16 protein-coding genes and 1 tRNA gene are annotated in these 16241 nt (G+C 68.8%); 7 read left to right on the top strand and 10 right to left on the bottom strand.

The window, feature by feature from the left end:
• Position 1: 1 nt before the first annotated feature.
• Positions 2 to 1336, bottom strand: a complete 1335-nt coding sequence (locus VN461_05750; protein ID HXB54265.1) for an acetyl ornithine aminotransferase family protein — start codon at positions 1334 to 1336, stop codon at positions 2 to 4.
• A gap of 12 nt (positions 1337 to 1348) precedes the next feature.
• Positions 1349 to 2680: an aspartate aminotransferase family protein gene (locus tag VN461_05745; protein ID HXB54264.1), complete on the bottom strand. Its 1332-nt coding sequence runs from the start codon at positions 2678 to 2680 to the stop codon at positions 1349 to 1351.
• A 178-nt stretch (positions 2681 to 2858) separates the two neighbouring features.
• Between VN461_05745 and VN461_05740 the strand changes: the two genes are divergently transcribed.
• Together VN461_05740 and VN461_05735 are read left to right on the top strand one after the other, a co-directional pair.
• Positions 2859 to 3428 carry an HDIG domain-containing protein gene (locus tag VN461_05740; GenBank protein ID HXB54263.1) on the top strand — a complete coding sequence of 190 codons (570 nt, stop codon included), beginning with the start codon at positions 2859 to 2861 and terminating at the stop codon, positions 3426 to 3428.
• Positions 3429 to 3459: 31 nt separating this feature from the next.
• Positions 3460 to 4077, top strand: coding sequence for an alpha/beta fold hydrolase (locus VN461_05735; GenBank protein HXB54262.1), 618 nt, complete (start codon positions 3460 to 3462; stop codon positions 4075 to 4077).
• 116 nt (positions 4078 to 4193) lie between these two features.
• Here VN461_05735 and VN461_05730 read toward each other — a convergent pair whose 3' ends face one another.
• Both VN461_05730 and VN461_05725 read right to left on the bottom strand, forming a co-directional pair.
• Positions 4194 to 4943, bottom strand: coding sequence for a YihY/virulence factor BrkB family protein (locus VN461_05730; GenBank protein ID HXB54261.1), 750 nt, complete (start codon positions 4941 to 4943; stop codon positions 4194 to 4196).
• Positions 4944 to 4986: 43 nt separating this feature from the next.
• Positions 4987 to 6384, bottom strand: coding sequence for an amino acid permease (locus VN461_05725; GenBank protein HXB54260.1), 1398 nt, complete (start codon positions 6382 to 6384; stop codon positions 4987 to 4989).
• Positions 6385 to 6449: 65 nt separating this feature from the next.
• Between VN461_05725 and VN461_05720 the strand changes: the two genes are divergently transcribed.
• On the top strand, positions 6450 to 7283 hold the full coding sequence (locus VN461_05720) for a GNAT family N-acetyltransferase (protein HXB54259.1): 834 nt from the start codon (positions 6450 to 6452) through the stop codon (positions 7281 to 7283).
• 2 nt (positions 7284 to 7285) lie between these two features.
• Positions 7286 to 10096, top strand: a complete 2811-nt coding sequence (locus VN461_05715; GenBank protein ID HXB54258.1) for a hypothetical protein — start codon at positions 7286 to 7288, stop codon at positions 10094 to 10096.
• A gap of 71 nt (positions 10097 to 10167) precedes the next feature.
• Here the strand turns inward: VN461_05715 and VN461_05710 are convergent, their stop codons facing one another.
• Positions 10168 to 10983 carry a sulfurtransferase gene (locus tag VN461_05710; GenBank protein ID HXB54257.1) on the bottom strand — a complete coding sequence of 272 codons (816 nt, stop codon included), beginning with the start codon at positions 10981 to 10983 and terminating at the stop codon, positions 10168 to 10170.
• A 28-nt stretch (positions 10984 to 11011) separates the two neighbouring features.
• The gene (locus VN461_05705; protein HXB54256.1) at positions 11012 to 11785 is read right to left on the bottom strand and encodes a DUF4412 domain-containing protein; all 774 of its coding nucleotides are present in this window, start codon (positions 11783 to 11785) and stop codon (positions 11012 to 11014) included.
• Between the two features lie 96 nt (positions 11786 to 11881).
• On the opposite strand from VN461_05705, the gene VN461_05700 reads away from it, so the two are divergent.
• Positions 11882 to 12208: a (2Fe-2S) ferredoxin domain-containing protein gene (locus VN461_05700; protein HXB54255.1), complete on the top strand. Its 327-nt coding sequence runs from the start codon at positions 11882 to 11884 to the stop codon at positions 12206 to 12208.
• 7 nt (positions 12209 to 12215) lie between these two features.
• On the opposite strand, the gene VN461_05695 is transcribed toward VN461_05700, so the two are convergent.
• Complete coding sequence (locus VN461_05695) at positions 12216 to 12575, bottom strand: MerR family DNA-binding transcriptional regulator (protein ID HXB54254.1); 360 nt, start codon at positions 12573 to 12575, stop codon at positions 12216 to 12218.
• A 95-nt stretch (positions 12576 to 12670) separates the two neighbouring features.
• Between VN461_05695 and VN461_05690 the strand changes: the two genes are divergently transcribed.
• Both VN461_05690 and VN461_05685 read left to right on the top strand, forming a co-directional pair.
• A complete protein-coding gene (locus VN461_05690; GenBank protein ID HXB54253.1) occupies positions 12671 to 13264 on the top strand; it encodes a hypothetical protein in 594 nt (197 codons plus the stop codon).
• 39 nt (positions 13265 to 13303) lie between these two features.
• Positions 13304 to 13379, top strand: a tRNA-Ala gene (locus tag VN461_05685).
• Between the two features lie 92 nt (positions 13380 to 13471).
• Here the strand turns inward: VN461_05685 and VN461_05680 are convergent.
• The 3 genes from VN461_05680 to VN461_05670 form a co-directional block, all read right to left on the bottom strand.
• Positions 13472 to 14560 carry a cytochrome D1 domain-containing protein gene (locus tag VN461_05680; protein HXB54252.1) on the bottom strand — a complete coding sequence of 363 codons (1089 nt, stop codon included), beginning with the start codon at positions 14558 to 14560 and terminating at the stop codon, positions 13472 to 13474.
• Between the two features lie 78 nt (positions 14561 to 14638).
• Positions 14639 to 15538 (bottom strand): hypothetical protein, encoded by a 900-nt coding sequence (locus tag VN461_05675; GenBank protein HXB54251.1) that lies wholly within the window; start codon positions 15536 to 15538, stop codon positions 14639 to 14641.
• Between the two features lie 23 nt (positions 15539 to 15561).
• Positions 15562 to 16212, bottom strand: coding sequence for an NAD(P)-dependent oxidoreductase (locus tag VN461_05670; protein HXB54250.1), 651 nt, complete (start codon positions 16210 to 16212; stop codon positions 15562 to 15564).
• Between the last annotated feature and the right edge of the window lie 29 nt (positions 16213 to 16241).

The raw sequence follows: 16241 nt of genomic DNA, 5'->3' as shown, positions 1-16241 counted from the left end.
CTCAGCCCCCCGCCCTCGCGACGGCGCGGATCGACTCCTCGAGGATGGTGACGGCGATGTCCGCGTCCTCCCCGTCGATGACGAGGGGAGGGGCCAGCCGAATCGTGCTCTTCCCGCAGCCGAGCAGGAGCAGGCCCCGCCGGAAGGCCTCCTTCAGGATGCGCTCGCGCAGCTCGGGCGCGGGCTCCCGGCCCCCCTCCACGATCTCCACCCCGATCATGAGGCCGAGGCCGCGGATGTCCCCGACCGCGGGGTGGGAGGCGAGCCGGTCGCGCAGGCGACCCATGAGGTGAGCCCCCACCGCATCCGCGTTCGCCACCAGCCCGCCCTCGAGCAGCTTGAGGGTGGCCAGGGCGGCGGCCACGGAGACGGGGTTGCCGCCGAATGTGGAGCCGTGGCCCCCGCTCTCCCACTGCATCACGTCCGCGCGCGCGATCAGGGCTCCGAGGGGCATCCCGGAGGCGATACCCTTGGCCACCGCGACGAGGTCGGGCTCCAGCCCGAAGTGCTGGCTCGCGAAGAAGCGACCCGTGCGCCCCATCCCGCACTGCACTTCGTCCGCGATGAGCAGGATGCCGTGCTCGCGCGTGACCTCGCGCAGCCGCTTCAGGAAGCCGGGATGCGGCACCACGTAACCGCCCTCGCCCTGGATTGGCTCCACGATCACCGCCGCCACCTCCCGGGGGTCGACGGTGCTGCCGAACATGGTCTGGGTCAGGAGATCCAGGCACTCTACGCGGCAGGTCTTGGGTTCGCGGTTCACCGGACAGCGGTAGCAATAGGCGTAGTGGGAATGCAGCACCTCGGGCAGGAGGGGCCCGTAACCTTTCCGCTGCACGGGCTTACTGGCGGTGAGGCTCAGTGCTCCGTACGTGCGGCCGTGGAAGGCCCCGTAGAAGGCCACGATCTTGGCCCGCCCCGTGCGCAAGCGGGCCAGCTTGATCGCCGCCTCCACCACCTCCGCCCCTGAGTTGGCGAAGAAGACCCGCCAGGGGCCGGGGCCGGGCGCCTGCCGGGCGAGGCCCTCGGCCAGGGCCACCAGGTTCTCGTAGTAGAAGTCGGTGGCGCAGATGTGGAGCAGGCGCTCGGCCTGGGCCTTGATCGCGGCCACCACCTCGGGGTGGCAGTGGCCGGTGGCCACCACCGCGATCCCGGCCGCGAAGTCCAAATAGCGGTTTCCGTCCGCGTCCTCCACCACCGGCCCCCGTCCCCGCGCCGCCACCAGGGGGTAGTCCTTGCGGTAGTTCTGGGACATGACCCCGGCGTCGCGGTCAATGACGGCCCGGGCCCGCGGGCCCGGGGGCGGGATCGTGATCGACGGGTAATCCTTGGCCATTGCCGGCCCTCCCTAGAGCCCGAGCTCCGTCAGCGCACGCTCCAGAATCTCCACCATCTCCTCGAGTTCCGCCTCGCTCACCACCAGGGGCGGGGCGAGCATGACCGCGTCTCCATCGGTGCCGGTCGCGCAGCCCCCGCTCGGGTAGAGCAGAAGGCCGGACGCGAAGGCGGCGGCGGCCAGGGCCTCGGCCCTGCCCTCCGCACGGGGGAAGGGTCGGCGCGTGGCCTTGTCCGCCACCAGTTCGATCCCGAGCATGAGGCCGCGACCCCGCACGTCCCCCACGTGGGGGTGATCCCGGAGGGGCCGAAGGAGGGCGAGCGCTCGCTCGCCCAGCCCGCGGGAGCGCTCGACCAGGCCTTCCGCTTCCAGGATCTCCAGCGTCTTCAGGCAAGCCGCGGCCGTGACCGGGTTGTGCGAGTAGGTAAAGCCGTGGGTGAAGCCACCCGCGCGGGCCAGAACCTCAACGATCCGATCGCCGGCCAGCACCCCCCCCACCGGCATGTACCCGCCGCTCATCCCCTTGCCGCAGGTCACGATGTCCGGCTCTACCCCGCTCCATTCGATGCCGAACCACTTCCCGGTGCGGCCAAAGCCGGTCATGATCTCGTCGTCAACGAAGAGGACGCCGTAGCGGGTGCAGATTTGGCGCGCCCGCCGGGCATGGTCCTCAGGGGGGACGGCCGCTCCCGCGGAGGCCCCCAGGATCGGCTCCGCGATGTAGGCGGCCACGCTCTCCGGACCCTCGCGCCGGATCACCGCCTCCAAGTCGTCGACGCAGGCCACCCCGCAGTCGGGATACGCCTTGTCCAGCGGGCAGTGGTAGCAGAAGGGCGCGATCGCCTCCGGCGACGCGGACAGGAGCGGGCGGTAGGGAGCCTGCAGGTTGGGACGGCCGGAGAGGGAGAGCATGGACAGGGTGTTGCCGTGGTAGGAGACGGCGCGCCTCACGACCTTGTGGCGTCCGGGCTGGCCCGTGGCCAGGTGATAGGCACGGGCCAGCTTCACCGCCGTCTCGTTCGCTTCCGAGCCTCCGGACACCAAGTAGAGGCGGTGGCAGTCGCCGGGCGCATGCGCGGCCAAGCGACGGGCGTATTCCTCGAGGACGTCGCTCGTGAAATGCGTGCCGTGGACGTAGGCCGCGGCCCGGGCCTGTCGACCCATGGCCTCCGCCACCTCCTCGCGTCCGTGCCCGATGTTCACGACCACCGCCCCCCCCGAGCCGTCCAGGTAGCGCTTTCCGTCGCGGTCCCAGAGGACCGCCCCCTGGCCGCGCGCGATCGCGGGGAGCTCCCGGCCGAGCGAGCGATGAAAGACGTAAGAGGATGGGTAGCGGTAGGCCAAGAGCTCAGGTCGCGATCGTCCGCGACCGCTCGCGAGAATCGGGACGACCGTGGGCGTGCTTCCGATCGGACTCCAGCGGGGGAGCGGCGACGGGGTCGGCTCCGCTCGGTCGCCTCACGCCTCCGCCCATGGCCCCCCCACCCGACCGATCCCGCCGATTGTAGGCTATCCTTCGGCCATGAGCGTAGACCGGGCGACGGCCGAGGCCCTGCTCTTCGAGTTCACGCAATCGGAGGCCTTGCGCAAGCACGGCCGGGCGGTCGAGGAAGCCATGCGGGCCTACGCGCGCTGGTTCGGCGTCACCGACCCGCCAGAGATGGAGATGTGGGGGATCGTGGGCTTGCTCCACGATTTCGACTACGAGCAGAACCCCACCGAGGACACTCATCTGCACGTGGGCGGTCGTATCCTGCGCGAGCGGGGCTACCCGGAGGTGGTGGTGGAGGCTATCTGCTCGCACGCCGACTACATGAAGATTCCCCGCGACACGTCGCTCAAGAAGGCCATCTACGCCTGCGACGAGCTGGTGGGCTTCATCGGGGCCTGCGTAAAGGTGCGGCCCAGCAAGAAGCTGGCCGACCTCCCGGTGGAATCGGTGATCAAGAAGCTCAAGGACAAGGCCTTCGCCCGCTCCGTGGACCGCTCCTACGTCTATGGGGGAGCCGAGGCCATAGGCCGGCCCCTGGCCGAGCACGTGGCCTTCATCATCGAAGCGCTCAAGCCAATCGCGGAGGAGATCGGGCTCTAGGGGTCGGGTTAAGATTCCGCGGAGCGGAATCATGGCCAGCCTGTTCCAGGACGTTTGGCTGGGAGCCACGCCCCGCCTGCGGGGGCGGCGGCTCGCCCCCTACGAGGACGCCCGCGTACGGGTCGTCTTCCAGCCCGACCTCGGAAACACCCTGGACGACCCGGACCTGGCGGGCTTCCTGGAGGCCCTGGCCAGCCGCGTGGACGTGGTCGCCTTCGAGCCCCGGGGCCAGGGCGGGAGCGGGGGCCACTTCGGGCCGGAGGCCCTCGACGACTTTGTGGAGCTCCTGGCTTCGGCGCCGCGCCGCTGGCCGGACGGCCTCCCCCTCATCGTGGCCGGGCACGGCCTGGGAGGGACCCTGGCCCTCGCCGCGGCCGGGAGGGCCACCGCGGCCGCCGCCCTCGCCCCCTCGCTGGGAGGCTTCCTCGGTCCCACGGAGCTGGCGCGGGAGCTCGAGGTCGTTCGGGTCCCGCTCTTGGCCCTCATCCCGCGCAGAGACGCGGCCTCCGCCCCCGTGGCCAAGATCCTGGAGGGGGTCGAAAGCGCGGCCATCCTCGCCGTTCCCGGCGACGGGCGCGCCGTCCTCCGCCCTCCCTGGGCCGAGGTCCTGGCCGCGTGGGCGCGGCGCCCGCCCGCGGCCCCGCCTTGAGGATCAACCGGTTCCTGCTCGCCCTCTGCGTGCCCGTCCCCCTGGTGGCGGCGGGCACGACGGGTTACCAGCAGCTGGACCAGCTAGAGGCGATGGCCGGGCCCTGAAGACGGGGCCTATTTCTTGACCGGCGCCCCCGCGTTGACGGGCGCCATCAGCGCCCCGAAGACCAAGACCAGGCTCGACACGTAGGCCCAGAGGACGAGGGAGACCGAGAAGGCCAGGGGGCCGTAGAAGGCCTGCAGGTTGACCCGACCCAGGTTGAACACGAAGAGATACTTCGCCGCCTCCCAGGCCGAACCCGCCCACAGCGAGGCCCTCAGCGCCACCGCCGTTCCCACCGCGGCATCGGGGATCACGCGGTAGATGATGAAGAAAAGGAGGCAGGTCAGCAGGAGGGCGCTGACCTTGACTCCATAGCCGCCCAGGCCCGGCCAGGCCTTGCTGTAGCCCCGGGCGGCCACGGTCAGAGCTACGGAGAACAGCGCGATCACGCCGCCCGCCATGGTCATGAGAAAGGCCAGGCCGCGGCTCTTCCAGAAGTTTCGGTGCGGCCGTCCCCCCCAGGCCTTGTTCAGGGCCATCTCCACGGGCATGAAGATCCCCGAGGAGCCCCAGACGATCAAGACCAGGGACATCGCCTCCAGGCCCCGAGCCAAGCGGCTGAGGCTGCGCACCGACTCCGCCATGGCTTCTCGCCCGAAGGGAATCAACTCCTGGAGGACGAGCACGAGAGCGCCCCCCGCCCCCCGCCCGGGGAGCTGCTGAGTGGCCGCCGTCACCACCAGCAGCAGGGGGAAGAGGCAGAGCAAGAAGTTGAAGGCGATGGCGTTGGTGAGCACGGCCATCTCACGCGAGATCAGCATGCCCCCCACAAAGCGCAGGCGCTCCAGCCAGTCGGGGAGTCCTTTACGCGGCGCGATGGGACCTCTCCTTGCCCTGCCTCCGCCACCAGAGGTAAGCGGGCAGGCCGAGGCCCAGTATACCGAGCCCGATGAACGATTCGACGGGCCTTTCCAGGAGCGTGTTCGCGGCCAAGGCGAGGGAGAAGAGAACGAAAAGGAGGGGGACGATGGGATAGCCCCAGGTCCGGTAGGGGCGGGGCGCATCCGGGCGCGTGATCCGCAGCACGATCACGGCCGCCCCCGTGGCCGCATGAAAGAGCACAACCGCGAAAACCACGTAGGTATAGAGCTGCTCGTAGGTGCCGGAGAAGGTGAGGAGGGAGGCCCACGCCCCCTGGGCCACGATGCACGTCGAGGGCGTGAGGTAGCGGGGATGGACTCGGGCCAGGGCCGGAAAGAAGACCCCGTCCCGGGCCATGGGTAGGTAGATGCGGGCCGCGTAGAGGATTGTGGAAGAGATGCAGCCGAACGTCGAGAGAAGCACGGCCGCCGTGATCAGGCGCCCCCCAGAGGGACCGAAGAGGACGCGGGCCGTGGCCTCGCCAATGCGGCCGGTCAGCCCCATGGCCTCCACGGGCAAGGCCCGGACGTAAACGAAGTTGACGGCGGTGTAAAGGAGGGTCAGGACCAGCGTCCCCCCGATGAGGCCGATGGGCAGGTCCCGCTGGGGCCGTCGCATCTCTCCCCCCAGGTTGGTGACGGCGTACCAGCCGTCGTAGCTCCAGGCGACGGCGATCATGGCCACCCCGAAGGCGGCGATGACGCCCCCCGAGGGGAGGGGAGCGGTCAAATGCGGGGCGACGGGGCCCGAAACCGCGAGGCCGAAGCCGATAAGGCCGAGGATGGATCCAATCTTGACGACCGTGATCACGTTCTGCACCGCCGCGCCCTCCTTGACGCCCACATAGTTAATGGCGCTGAGAAGGAGGATGGCCAGGCAGCCCGCGAGCTGACCGCCGCTCACGACCCAAGTCCAGGGGCCCAAGGGGACCTGGAAGAGGACATGGCCGGTGGAGAAAAAAGGCAGGAATGCGCCCAGGTACTCCCCGAAGCCGACGGCCAGGGTCGCGATTCCGCCCGACATGATGACGAGGAAAGCGGCCCAACCGAAGAGAAAGCCCCAGAACGGACCGTAGGTCTCGCGCAGGAAATGGTACTGGCCTCCGGCCCGCGGATAGAGCGCGCCCAGTTCGGCGTAAGTGAGGGCCCCCGCCAAAGTGAAGAGCCCGCCCCCGATCCAGGCGAGCAGGATCAGGCCGGCGTGGGGCAGGCTGCGGGCGATGTCGCCGGTGGTGATGAAGATCCCCGTCCCGAGGACGGACCCGATGGTGACGAGGGCCGCATCCCCGGCGCCCAGGCCGCGGACTAGTTCCGGCTCTGCCCTATCCGGCCTCTCGTTCATGGGGCGTCGGCCCGGATTCTAGCGGACTTGGGGGTCCGCCTCCACGTGGTAGACTCCCGCCCGAAATGACGGAGGACCTCCGCATCCGAGCGGCGCGGGAGCGCGCCGACTACGACCTCTGCGTGCTCCTCCAGCGCTCGGTCTGGGCGCTCGAAGACGTCGAGATCACCTCCGCCATACAGATGATCGCGAGCTGTCACGCGGGGGGCTTGGTGCAAATCGCGGAGGCGGGCGCAGGCCAGGCCGTGGGCTTCGTCTACGCGTTCCCTGCCCTCCGCGGCGGCGGTTCTTACTGGCACTCCGACATGCTGGCCGTGCTCCCCGACCACCAGAAGCGCGGGGTGGGGGCGCGGCTCAAATGGGCCCAGCGCGAGGAGGCTCTCCGCCGCGGCATTTCCCTGATCACTTGGACCTACGACCCCCTCCAGGCCCGAAACGCGAACCTCAACCACCGTCGCCTGGGCGCGACGGCGGTCGAATACCTGACCAACTTCTACGGCATCACGACCTCCGCCCTCCATCACGGCCTGCCCACAGACCGCCTGTTCGTGCGCTGGGACCTGAACGGGGAGGGCGTGCGGGAGCGGGCGGGCTCTGCCGAACCGCCGCCGACCGTGCCCACACCCAACCTGCCCCGGATCAACGATGTGAAGTGGCAGGCGGGCTGGCCCGTATCCTCGGAACCCCGGCTCGACCTCGAGGCCCCCGAGCTCCTGCTCGAGATTCCCCCCGACTGGGACGTGCTCTGCCAAGCCGCCCCCCGCGTCGCCGAGGGATGGCAGGGCCGGGTCGCCCGCGCCTTCCAAGCCTACCTCGGCCGCGGTTATGTCGTGGATGATTTCGCGCCGACCGAGGAAGGCGGCCGGCGCCGCCCGCTCTACCAGCTCCGCAAGGGATAGGAGTGGCCCGGACCCGAGCCGCCCTCGTCCTCGCCCTCCTCCTTCCCGCGCCCGCCTTTCCCCAGGCCGCCACCGCGTCCCTCGAGATCAGGATCGAGGGAGAAGAGTCATCGGGGCGGACCGTACGCCTCCACGGCTCCGGCGGGGAGCGCGAGCAGGTCACGAGTGCCCGCGGACGCGCCGTCTTCTTCAACCTGCGCCCCGGCCTCTACCGGGTGTCGGTTGCCCTGCCCCTCTGCACCGCCGCCCGCGAAGTACGGGTCGAAGCGGGAGATGACGTCCTCGCCGCCGTTTCCTGCGAGGACGGGGAGCGGCCGCCGGCGCCGGTCCACCGGCGCTCCCTGGACCGCAGCACGTCCGTCTCCGCGGAGGACCTGGGAACCGTTCCCCGCCCTTCCGACCCCTGGTCAGTCCTGCGTGACGTGCCCGGCATCGTCACCGACCGCGTGAACGTGGGTGGTTCGGACACCGCGCAGCAGTCGCTCATCCTCTCGCGGGGCGACCCCGGAGCGGGCGCGGTCTGGACGTTGGACGGGGTGGACATCACCGACCCCGCCGCCCTCGGCTTCAGTTCTTTCTACCCGGACATGGACGCGCTCGAGGAGATGCGGGTCCGCACGGGCGCGGTCGACGTGCGCGTGCGCACACCCGGCGCCCAAGTGGGTTTGTTCCTCCGCGAACCGGGCGAGGCCTTCGCGGGCGCCGTCCACATGCGGGGCACGGGCGACCCCCTCCAGTCCGACAACACCCCCTCCGCCCTCCGGGCCCGGAACTTCCTGCAGAACCGCACCGACCAAGTGCTGGAGTTGGGGGCGGAGGCGGGGGGTCCGCTACGGGAAGGCCGCCTCTGGCTCTGGGGGGCGGTCTCCTGGAACAGCCTCCGCCAGCAGACCTTCACCGAGCATTCCGAGACGCTCCGCGTGGGATCCGTCTCCACCAAGGCCCGGCTGCGCCTGGGAGGGGGGACGCTTTCGCTCCTCGGCCTGAGGAGCGAGAAAACCGACGAGGACCGCGACACCGGCTTCGATGCCGCGCCCGCCGCCCGCTGGAAACAATCGGGACCAGCGACCCTGGTGGCCCTGGAGGATCAGCGTAGTGTGGGCGGGGTGTCCCTCCTGGCCCGGGCCTCTTACATGGCGGCAGGCCTACGGCTGGACCCCCAGGGTGGCACCGCCCGCAACGCCTACGAGGACCTCCAGGGAGTGGCCCAAGGGTCCTACTACACGCTCCGCACCGACCGGCCTCGATTCCAGGCGGGCATAGAGGCCTCCGCCCGCCACCCGCTCTTCGGCCGAGACCACGACCTCCTCCTGGGCCTGGGATACCAGCGGACGCCGGTCACGACCGTCGAAGCCTGGCCCGGCAACAGCGTGCTCGGACTCGAGCGGCAGAGCGTTTTCTTCCGCACCTTCCAGCTGACCGGCTTCGCCCAACCCATCCGCGACCTCTCTGCGAGCTCTGTCCAGGACCAGCTCGATGCCTACTTTCAAGACACCGTCCGCTGGGGGCGGCTGAGCCTCATCCTGGGGGCACGGCTCGACCGCCTGGCCGGCCACAACCGTCCCTCGTCCGTACCCGCCAACCCCGTCTTCCCCGACTTGCTGCCGGGCGTCGACTATCCCGGCGGGGAGAGCCGATTCCGCTGGCTGGATCTACTGCCGCGGGCGGGTTTGGCCTGGGAAGTGGACGCCCGCGGCACCCTGGTGGCCCGGATGAGCTACTCCGCCTACGCCGCGGCCCTCGGCACCGCGGACGTGACCTTCGACAACCCGATCGGGCGGGAGTTCGGGGTTCTCAGCTACTACTGGATCGACCGCAATGGCGACAACGTCGTCCAGCCGGGGGAACTGGACGCCGTGCACGGGTTGCTCGGGGCCGCGGGGTTGAACCCGCAGGACCCCGCCTCCACCCGGAGCCCGAATCGCATAGACCCCAACTTGCGTTCCCCGCGCACGCACGAGGTGGCGGCCTCGCTCGAGAAGCTCTTCGGCCCCGCCCTGCAAGCGGGGGCCCATGTATCCTTCCGCCGCCTCCTGCGACCGCTCTGGCAACCGCTCCTCGGGCTCACCCTCGCCGACTACATTCTGCGGGGTGGGGTCAGCGGGCAGCTCTTCGGCCAGCCCTATAACGTGGCCTACTTTGCCCCCGTCTCGGAATCGCAGATCGTGCCCGGGAGCGGGCGCCTGCTCACGAACCGCGACGGCTACTCCCAGGACACGATCACGCTCGAGGTCACGGCGGGCGGCCGGGCAGGCGCGCATCTCGAGTGGCAGGCCTGGGGATCCTTCATCGATTGGCGCGAGCGCTTCCCCGACCGCAACCTCGCGGTCCAGGATCCGACCCCCCTCGACACCGGCCCCCAACAGGATCTCGGGGTCTTGGCCGTGCAGCCGGGCGGGTTGGGGCGAGAGGACATATTCGTCAACGCCCGCTGGACCGCCGGGGCCACCCTGCGCGGCCACCTGCCCGGACGCGTGGAGGCGACGGCCCGGGTCTGGGCCCGGGACGGCTTCCCCATCCCCTACTTTCAAGTCGCCAACACGGGGGATCCCACGGGCGGGGCCAAGAACGTCTTGATCGCGCCCCAGCTCGACAGCTACCGGCTGCCGAGCCTCGCTCTGGTCGACGCCCGGATCAGCCATGGCTTCCCCCTGGGCCGGGGCACCCTTACCGCCAGCGTCGACGCCTTCAACCTGTTCAACAGCGCTCCCGTCCTCCAGGTCGTCCGCGACATCGAGCTACCGAACTTCAACCGCCCGCGCGAGATCGCGCGCCCGCGCATCATCCGCTTCGGCCTCGAATATCGCTTCTGAGCGGTGGCCGCAGTCCGGCGGGTCGCTCTGGGCCGGCGGGACTTGCCCGGTGGTCGATAGGATAGGCGGGCCTAGACCCCCGTCTCCGCGGGCAGGGAGGGGTCGGCGCTCCACTCGCTCCAGGAACCCGCGTACAAGCTCCCCCGGAGCCCCGCCAAGTGCAGGGCCAGCAGATCGTGGCAAGCGGTGACGCCGGAACCGCAGTAGACGATGGCCTCCTGACGATCGGCGCCCAGGGCCGCGTATCGCGCGCGCAATGCGGCGGGAGGAAGGAAGAGGGGAACCGGATCGGACGTGAGGTTCGCGCGATAGGGCGCGTTCCGGGCGCCCGGTATGTGGCCGGGGCGGGGATCGATGGGCTCTAGCTCTCCGGAGAACCGCTCGGGGGCGCGGGCGTCCAGAACCAGGCCGGCCCCCCGCCGCGCGGCCATCTCCGCCTTATCGACCACGAAACCGGGAAGCCGTCGCGCGGGAAAGACGGCGGGGCTCGGCGAAGGTAAGTCCGTCTCCGTGGGTCCGCCCTCCGCCTGCCACTTCCCCAGCCCTCCGTCGAGAACCGCGACCTCGTCGTGACCGTGCGCGCGGAGCAGGTACCAAAGGCGGGCCGCCACCGCTCCCGACTGGTCATCGTAGGCCACGACGCGCGTGGAGGCGCCGATACCGGCCTCCCCCATCACACGCGCCACCTGTTGCTCGGGAGGCCAGGGGTGGCGGCCCGAAGGCCGGCCCCTGCCCCCGCCGGGCGCGGAGAGGTCGACCTCCATGTCCATGAACACCGCCCCCGGAATGTGGCCGGCCTCGTAGGCAGCACGTCCCTTGCGTGCCGGATCCAGGTACCAGCGGACGTCGGCCACCCGCAGGTCGCGATCACGGAGGTGGGCGGCCAGCCAAGCCGAGGTGACGAGGGCGTCCAGGCTACTTCTTCCCGGCGGCCATCCGCGCGAAGGGCGATTCCACCTTGGTGTAGCCGGCGGGGATCGCGAAGACCGAAGGGTCGATGGGCCCTTTCTTGACTTCGGTGGCTTCGCGGGAGGTCTCGCCCCCTACGCCGGGGAGCCCCTTGATGGTGGTCGTCTCCCCGAGGGGGAACCCCTTGATCTTCTTCATCTCGTCGGCCATGCGGGCGAAGTTCTTCAGCATGGGGTTGCCGGCAAACGAGGCCTTCTGGGCGTCGAAGAGGGTCAAGGGCATCTGCAGGTCTTGCGTGACCCATTTCTCGATCTTGATCGTGTCGCCCATGGAGATGAGGTACTGCTCGCAGTCGTAGCCCGCGATCTTCTTCGTCCCCGTGCCCTTCTGGACCGTGATCGAAGCCCCCGGCGCCCCCGTCGCCCCTGCCATCTTCTCGCGCACGGCCGGGGGCAGGTTGGCGAACTGCTCCTGCATCTTCTTCATCTGCTCTTCCACCTGCCGGAAGCCAGCTTCGCGTTCCTCTGCGCTCGACTCCCAATACTCCTTCTTCTGGGGGTCGATCACGGCCATCTTGCCGCTGGCCCCGTCGTAGATGGTGTCGTGACGGGGGTCGGAGAGCCGAATCTTGGTCGCCGAGATGTACAGAGTCGAAGTGGTGCCCCCCCGCGAGCTAGTCTCCTTGGAAACGACGGTCAGTTCTTCGGCGGCGGTGGTCCGGGCGGCGATCAGTACGGAGAGGCCAGCGACGGCGACGACGACGGCTTTGAGAGCGCTCATGATAGGAGACTCCTCCTCCCCTGGGATTGCGACGTGGCCCGACCCGCTGGGCCTCGGAGGTCCAGAATATCACGAGGTGTATACTCGCCTAGAGCCATGCCCCGACCCGAGCGTCAGGTCCTCGTCTGCGTGAACACGCGTCCCCCCGGTAATCCTAAGGGTTCTTGTGGCGAGAAAGGGTCGGAGGGCCTTTTCGATCGGCTCAAGGCCAGGGTCAAGGAATGCGGTCTAGGCACGCGCGTGATCGTGAGCCGCACGAGCTGTCTTAAGCACTGCAGCCGGGGGATCACCATGGCCGTGTATCCCGAGAACGTCTGGTACGGGGGGGTAGCGCCGGAGGACCTCGAGGAGATCGTCGCCTCCCACTTGGAGGGGGGCCGGCCCCTTCCGCGCCTCTTCATGCCCGACATCCCCTGGGAGTGAGCGCGCGTCAGCTTCGGCGCCGGGGAGAACGCGCCGCCCGGCGCATCCCGGGATGGAGCCGCGACAGCTCACGCAGGAAGGATTCCGGGGCGATCTTGCCGTCGCGCAGGAACTGGCTCACCTCACGCGCGAGTTCCGTCACGATCTCCGGCCGGTTTGAAGGTTCCTTGTGGACAACGGTGCGACGGTGGATGCGCCCATCGCCGATCAGACCCTTCACCAGGCTGACCCGCGACGCGCTCCATAGCCGGTAGCCGTTGCGGTTGCGCGGTGGCTCCGGGACCTTACCCGTGTAAAGCCAGTTGAGCAGAGTCTGTTTGCTGACCTTGAGCTCGTGCGCGACCTCGATGGTCGTGAGGTACTTCATGCAGGGGAGGACGCCTCGCTGGCGATCCGGCCCGATTCTACCCGCTCCCCACCCTCAGTCAACGACGCCCCGCCTCGTGGCACAATGAGCAGGTCATGACCGATGACCTCGGGCGCGTCCGCCACCCGGAGAGCTCGTCGGACTCCCCGCGCTGGACTTGGGGCCCCCGGCGGGGACTGCGGCGGACTTTGCTCCTGGCCGCGTCTCTGACTCTCCTCGTGCTCTGGGGACGGGGAGCCGCTCCCTTCCTGGCCTGGGAGCTGGCCCGCGATCACGGCCGCTGTTTCGCCAAGGGGCAACTGCCCGCAAAGATCTGGACCAGCGAGCCGACCGAGGCCACCGCTTGGTTCGAGGCTCAAGGGACGCCCTTCCCCGTCATCCCCTCGGGGGCGGGGGGCCTGGAGCTGGTGGGGGGTCGCTACTGCTCGCTCGGGGACCGTCTGGCCGCGCACCTCTACTATTCCGGGGACCAACACCACCTGTCGCTCTACGTGATCTCGGGCCCGGCCCGGTTTGCGGACTCTGTCGAGGTTATGAGCGGAGGAAAGACCGTGCGCCTGCTGCGCACGGCCGGCACCACGGTCGCCCTCGTGGCGGAGCGGGCCGAAGACGTGGAGGCCTTCCAAAACACGTTCACCACCTCGATTGCGCAGGGGGCGCGGAAGGAGCCGGATCCCGCCCACTATTGACCCCGTGTTGAGGAGTTGGTACGATTTAGGTTCCTCGGTGGGGCTGTGGCGCAGCTGGGAGCGCGCGTGAATGGCATTCACGAGGTCATGGGTTCGATCCCCATCAGCTCCACCAACTCCAGCAACAAGTTAGCGAAGCGACCCGCGGGCTAAGGGCGTTTCGTGTCTTGTTTGTGTCTTCTCTGGACGGAGATGGTCCGCCTCCGGCTATGGTCGGATCGCCCAGGCCAAGCCGTCCGGCTCGCCGCCAACGTCGATGTGGCCCGTGACCTCCAGGGTCTTCAGGTCCAGTACCGCGACGTAGTTATCGGGCCCACAGGCGATGAAGGCACGATTGCCATCCCGGTCCATCAGAATGCCCGCCGCTCCGTGGCCAATCTTCACGCGCTTGGATTCCTTACGCGCCGCCGCATCGTAGATTACGAGATCGCCATCGCGCAGGCTCGAGATCAGCACGAGCCTTCCATCCGGAGTGAACTTCAGCCGGTTGGCGCCGAACGTCCTCGCGTCCAACGTAGCCGCCACGGTCCGGGTCGTGAGGTCGACCACCGAGAGGGTGCCGTCCTGTGCATTCGCCGTCCAGAGCTCACCCCCATCCGGCGATACGTCGAATCCTTCGTCGCCTTTGCCGACCGGAATGACGGTCTCGTTCCAATCCGTGCGGATGGGAGTTCCCCCCGGTGGAGGCGGCGGAGGAAGCGCGCCCTGAGGCGGCCGCATTCCCGGAGGAGGTCCCATCGGGGGAAGAGCGATTTTCTCCAGGATGCTGACCGTCGCCGAGCTCACGTTGGTCGTGTAGATCTGCTTCTCGTCCAGGGTGACGTAGATCATGTGCGTCCGGTTTTGATCGGTGCCCATGATCCAATCGATCCTGGCGGATGCGGGATCGTACGTGGCGACGGCTTTGGCGCCTTCGGCCGTGAACCAGACCTTTCCTCCAACGAAGGCGAGTCCGTGTGGGCCGTTCAAGGCTCCGGTATCGATGTCGGGCAGCGCTTTGTGCCCGACCAGGTCGATGACCGAGAGTGCATGGTAGCGGCCGCCGCCGTAGATCGAGACATACGCCGTCTTCCCGTCGGAAGATGCAATCACCTCGTGGGGATCCGGACCCACGGGAGCGCGTGCGACGACCTGCAGCGTGTTCGGGTCCACGATGGCGAGTGTGTGGTCGTGTTTCGAGAGCGCCAGCAGGGACCGAGTCGGTGGCGACTGAGCGACAACTCCCGTCGCGGTCGAGAGGGACATTGCCAACGCGGCTACGGCAAACAGCACTCTGGGAGTTCTCGATCGCATCATTTCTCCTTGCTCACGCTGGTAAGAGCACCCTGCCCACTGCCGCTGGCCGCGTAGAGGTCAGCGCTATGAACCGTTCCTTTACTTGTGCGTTCCGAAGCCGGTCGTATGCTCGAGACCGGGCTTGACCAGGCCGATGTTGTCGATGTGGGTGATCCTGCCCTGTTCGACCTTGAAGACCTCGGAAACGTACATCACCTGATCGGGGAACATCAGTAGCGTCATCCCGTTCACGATCCCGTGCTCGACGTCGATCACCGGGAAGCGCTGCTCCAGCGCGGGACCCCAGGGTTTGTTCCCGGCGTTGCTGGTCACACAGGTGCGGGCACCCTCACCCTCGACCATGTTGCGGCTGACGTTCGTGATCTGGTTGCCGCTGTGAAAGCGATTGCAGTGGGCCTCGTCGTAGTCGGCCGCGACCGGCTTGTGGTCGGTCAGCGTCTGGAAGTACCGGTGAGCCAGGGCGTCGAGTGCCTCGCGGGTCATGCGCTCACCTTCAGGCACGGTGGCCGTCAGGACCGGAGGCAGATTCCAGACGTAGGCGGGATTGGCGCGGGCGAGATCCGAGCTCAGCTCGACTTCCGTGATCGTGCCGGCCTCGACCTTCAGGCGGGTGGAGATGTAGGCGGCCTTGCCGTCGCTCATCTCCACGCCGTCGCGAGAGACGACGTTGCCGGTCAGGGCATCCGAGATCACTGCGCTCGACTTGACGGCCTTGACATCCTTCCAGGCCGACTTCTCGACCGTCGTGAGTTCCATGTTCTCGCGGACTTCGGCGGTTGCTGTGAGTCGAACCGGTCTCTTGGCAAGGACGCTCGCCTTGAACTCGGCCATCAACTCGACCAGACACGCCTGGGAGCAGGGCTCAGTCTTTCCCGCCCCTTCCCGCGCCGGCATCGCCGCGGAGGCCCCGGGGCGAATTCCGATCAGCAGCGCAAAGAGGGTCACGGTCACGACTGCGGGCAGGCTTGTTGCCTTCATGGTGCGGTTCTTGCCTCCTGTATTCAGTAGGCGACGCCAAAGCGCCGGCCCACGTGCCGCGGGCGCTCGAGCTCGTCGAGGACGGCGACGGCATAATCCTCGAACGTAATGATGCTTTTGCCGGACGCATCGACCAGGAACTGATCGCCCGTCGTCCGGTAGCGTCCCGTCCGCTCGCCCGGCGCGATCTCGGCCGCTGGACTGAGGAACGTCCAGTCGAGTCCCCTCGCCTCCGTGCGCCAGACCTGGAGCGCCTCGCGTCCTTCCAGGGCTTCGGCCCGGTGGGCCGCCGGGAATCCGGGCTGATCGACGAGCTGTTGTCCGGGCGCGACCTCGAGGCTGCCTGCGCCTCCGACGAAGAGGACGCGCTTCACTCCCGCGCGCCGGAGGCCGGCGATGATGGCGCGCGCGTTCTCGACAAGAGACGGTGCCCCCAGGCCGCGCGCGTTCGGCCGCGGCGAGATGGCGCTCACGACCGCGTCCGCCCCACGCACCAGCTCGGCAACGCTGTCCGCCTTCGTGGCGTCACCCCCCACCAGCGGGACGCGCGAGTCGGGCGCCGCGACCGCCGCCGGGTCTCGAACGACTCCGACGACCTCGTGACCACGACTCAGCGCCTCGGCGGCCACGCGCCTCCCGACGTTACCCGTCGCACCGAACAGCACGATTCTCATGACGTCACCTCCAACCATGGATCAGGACC

This window comes from Vicinamibacteria bacterium (assembly GCA_035570235.1).
Classification (GTDB): Bacteria; Acidobacteriota; Vicinamibacteria; order Fen-336; family Fen-336; genus DATMML01.
This window is presented reverse-complemented; position numbering and strand designations above follow the sequence as displayed.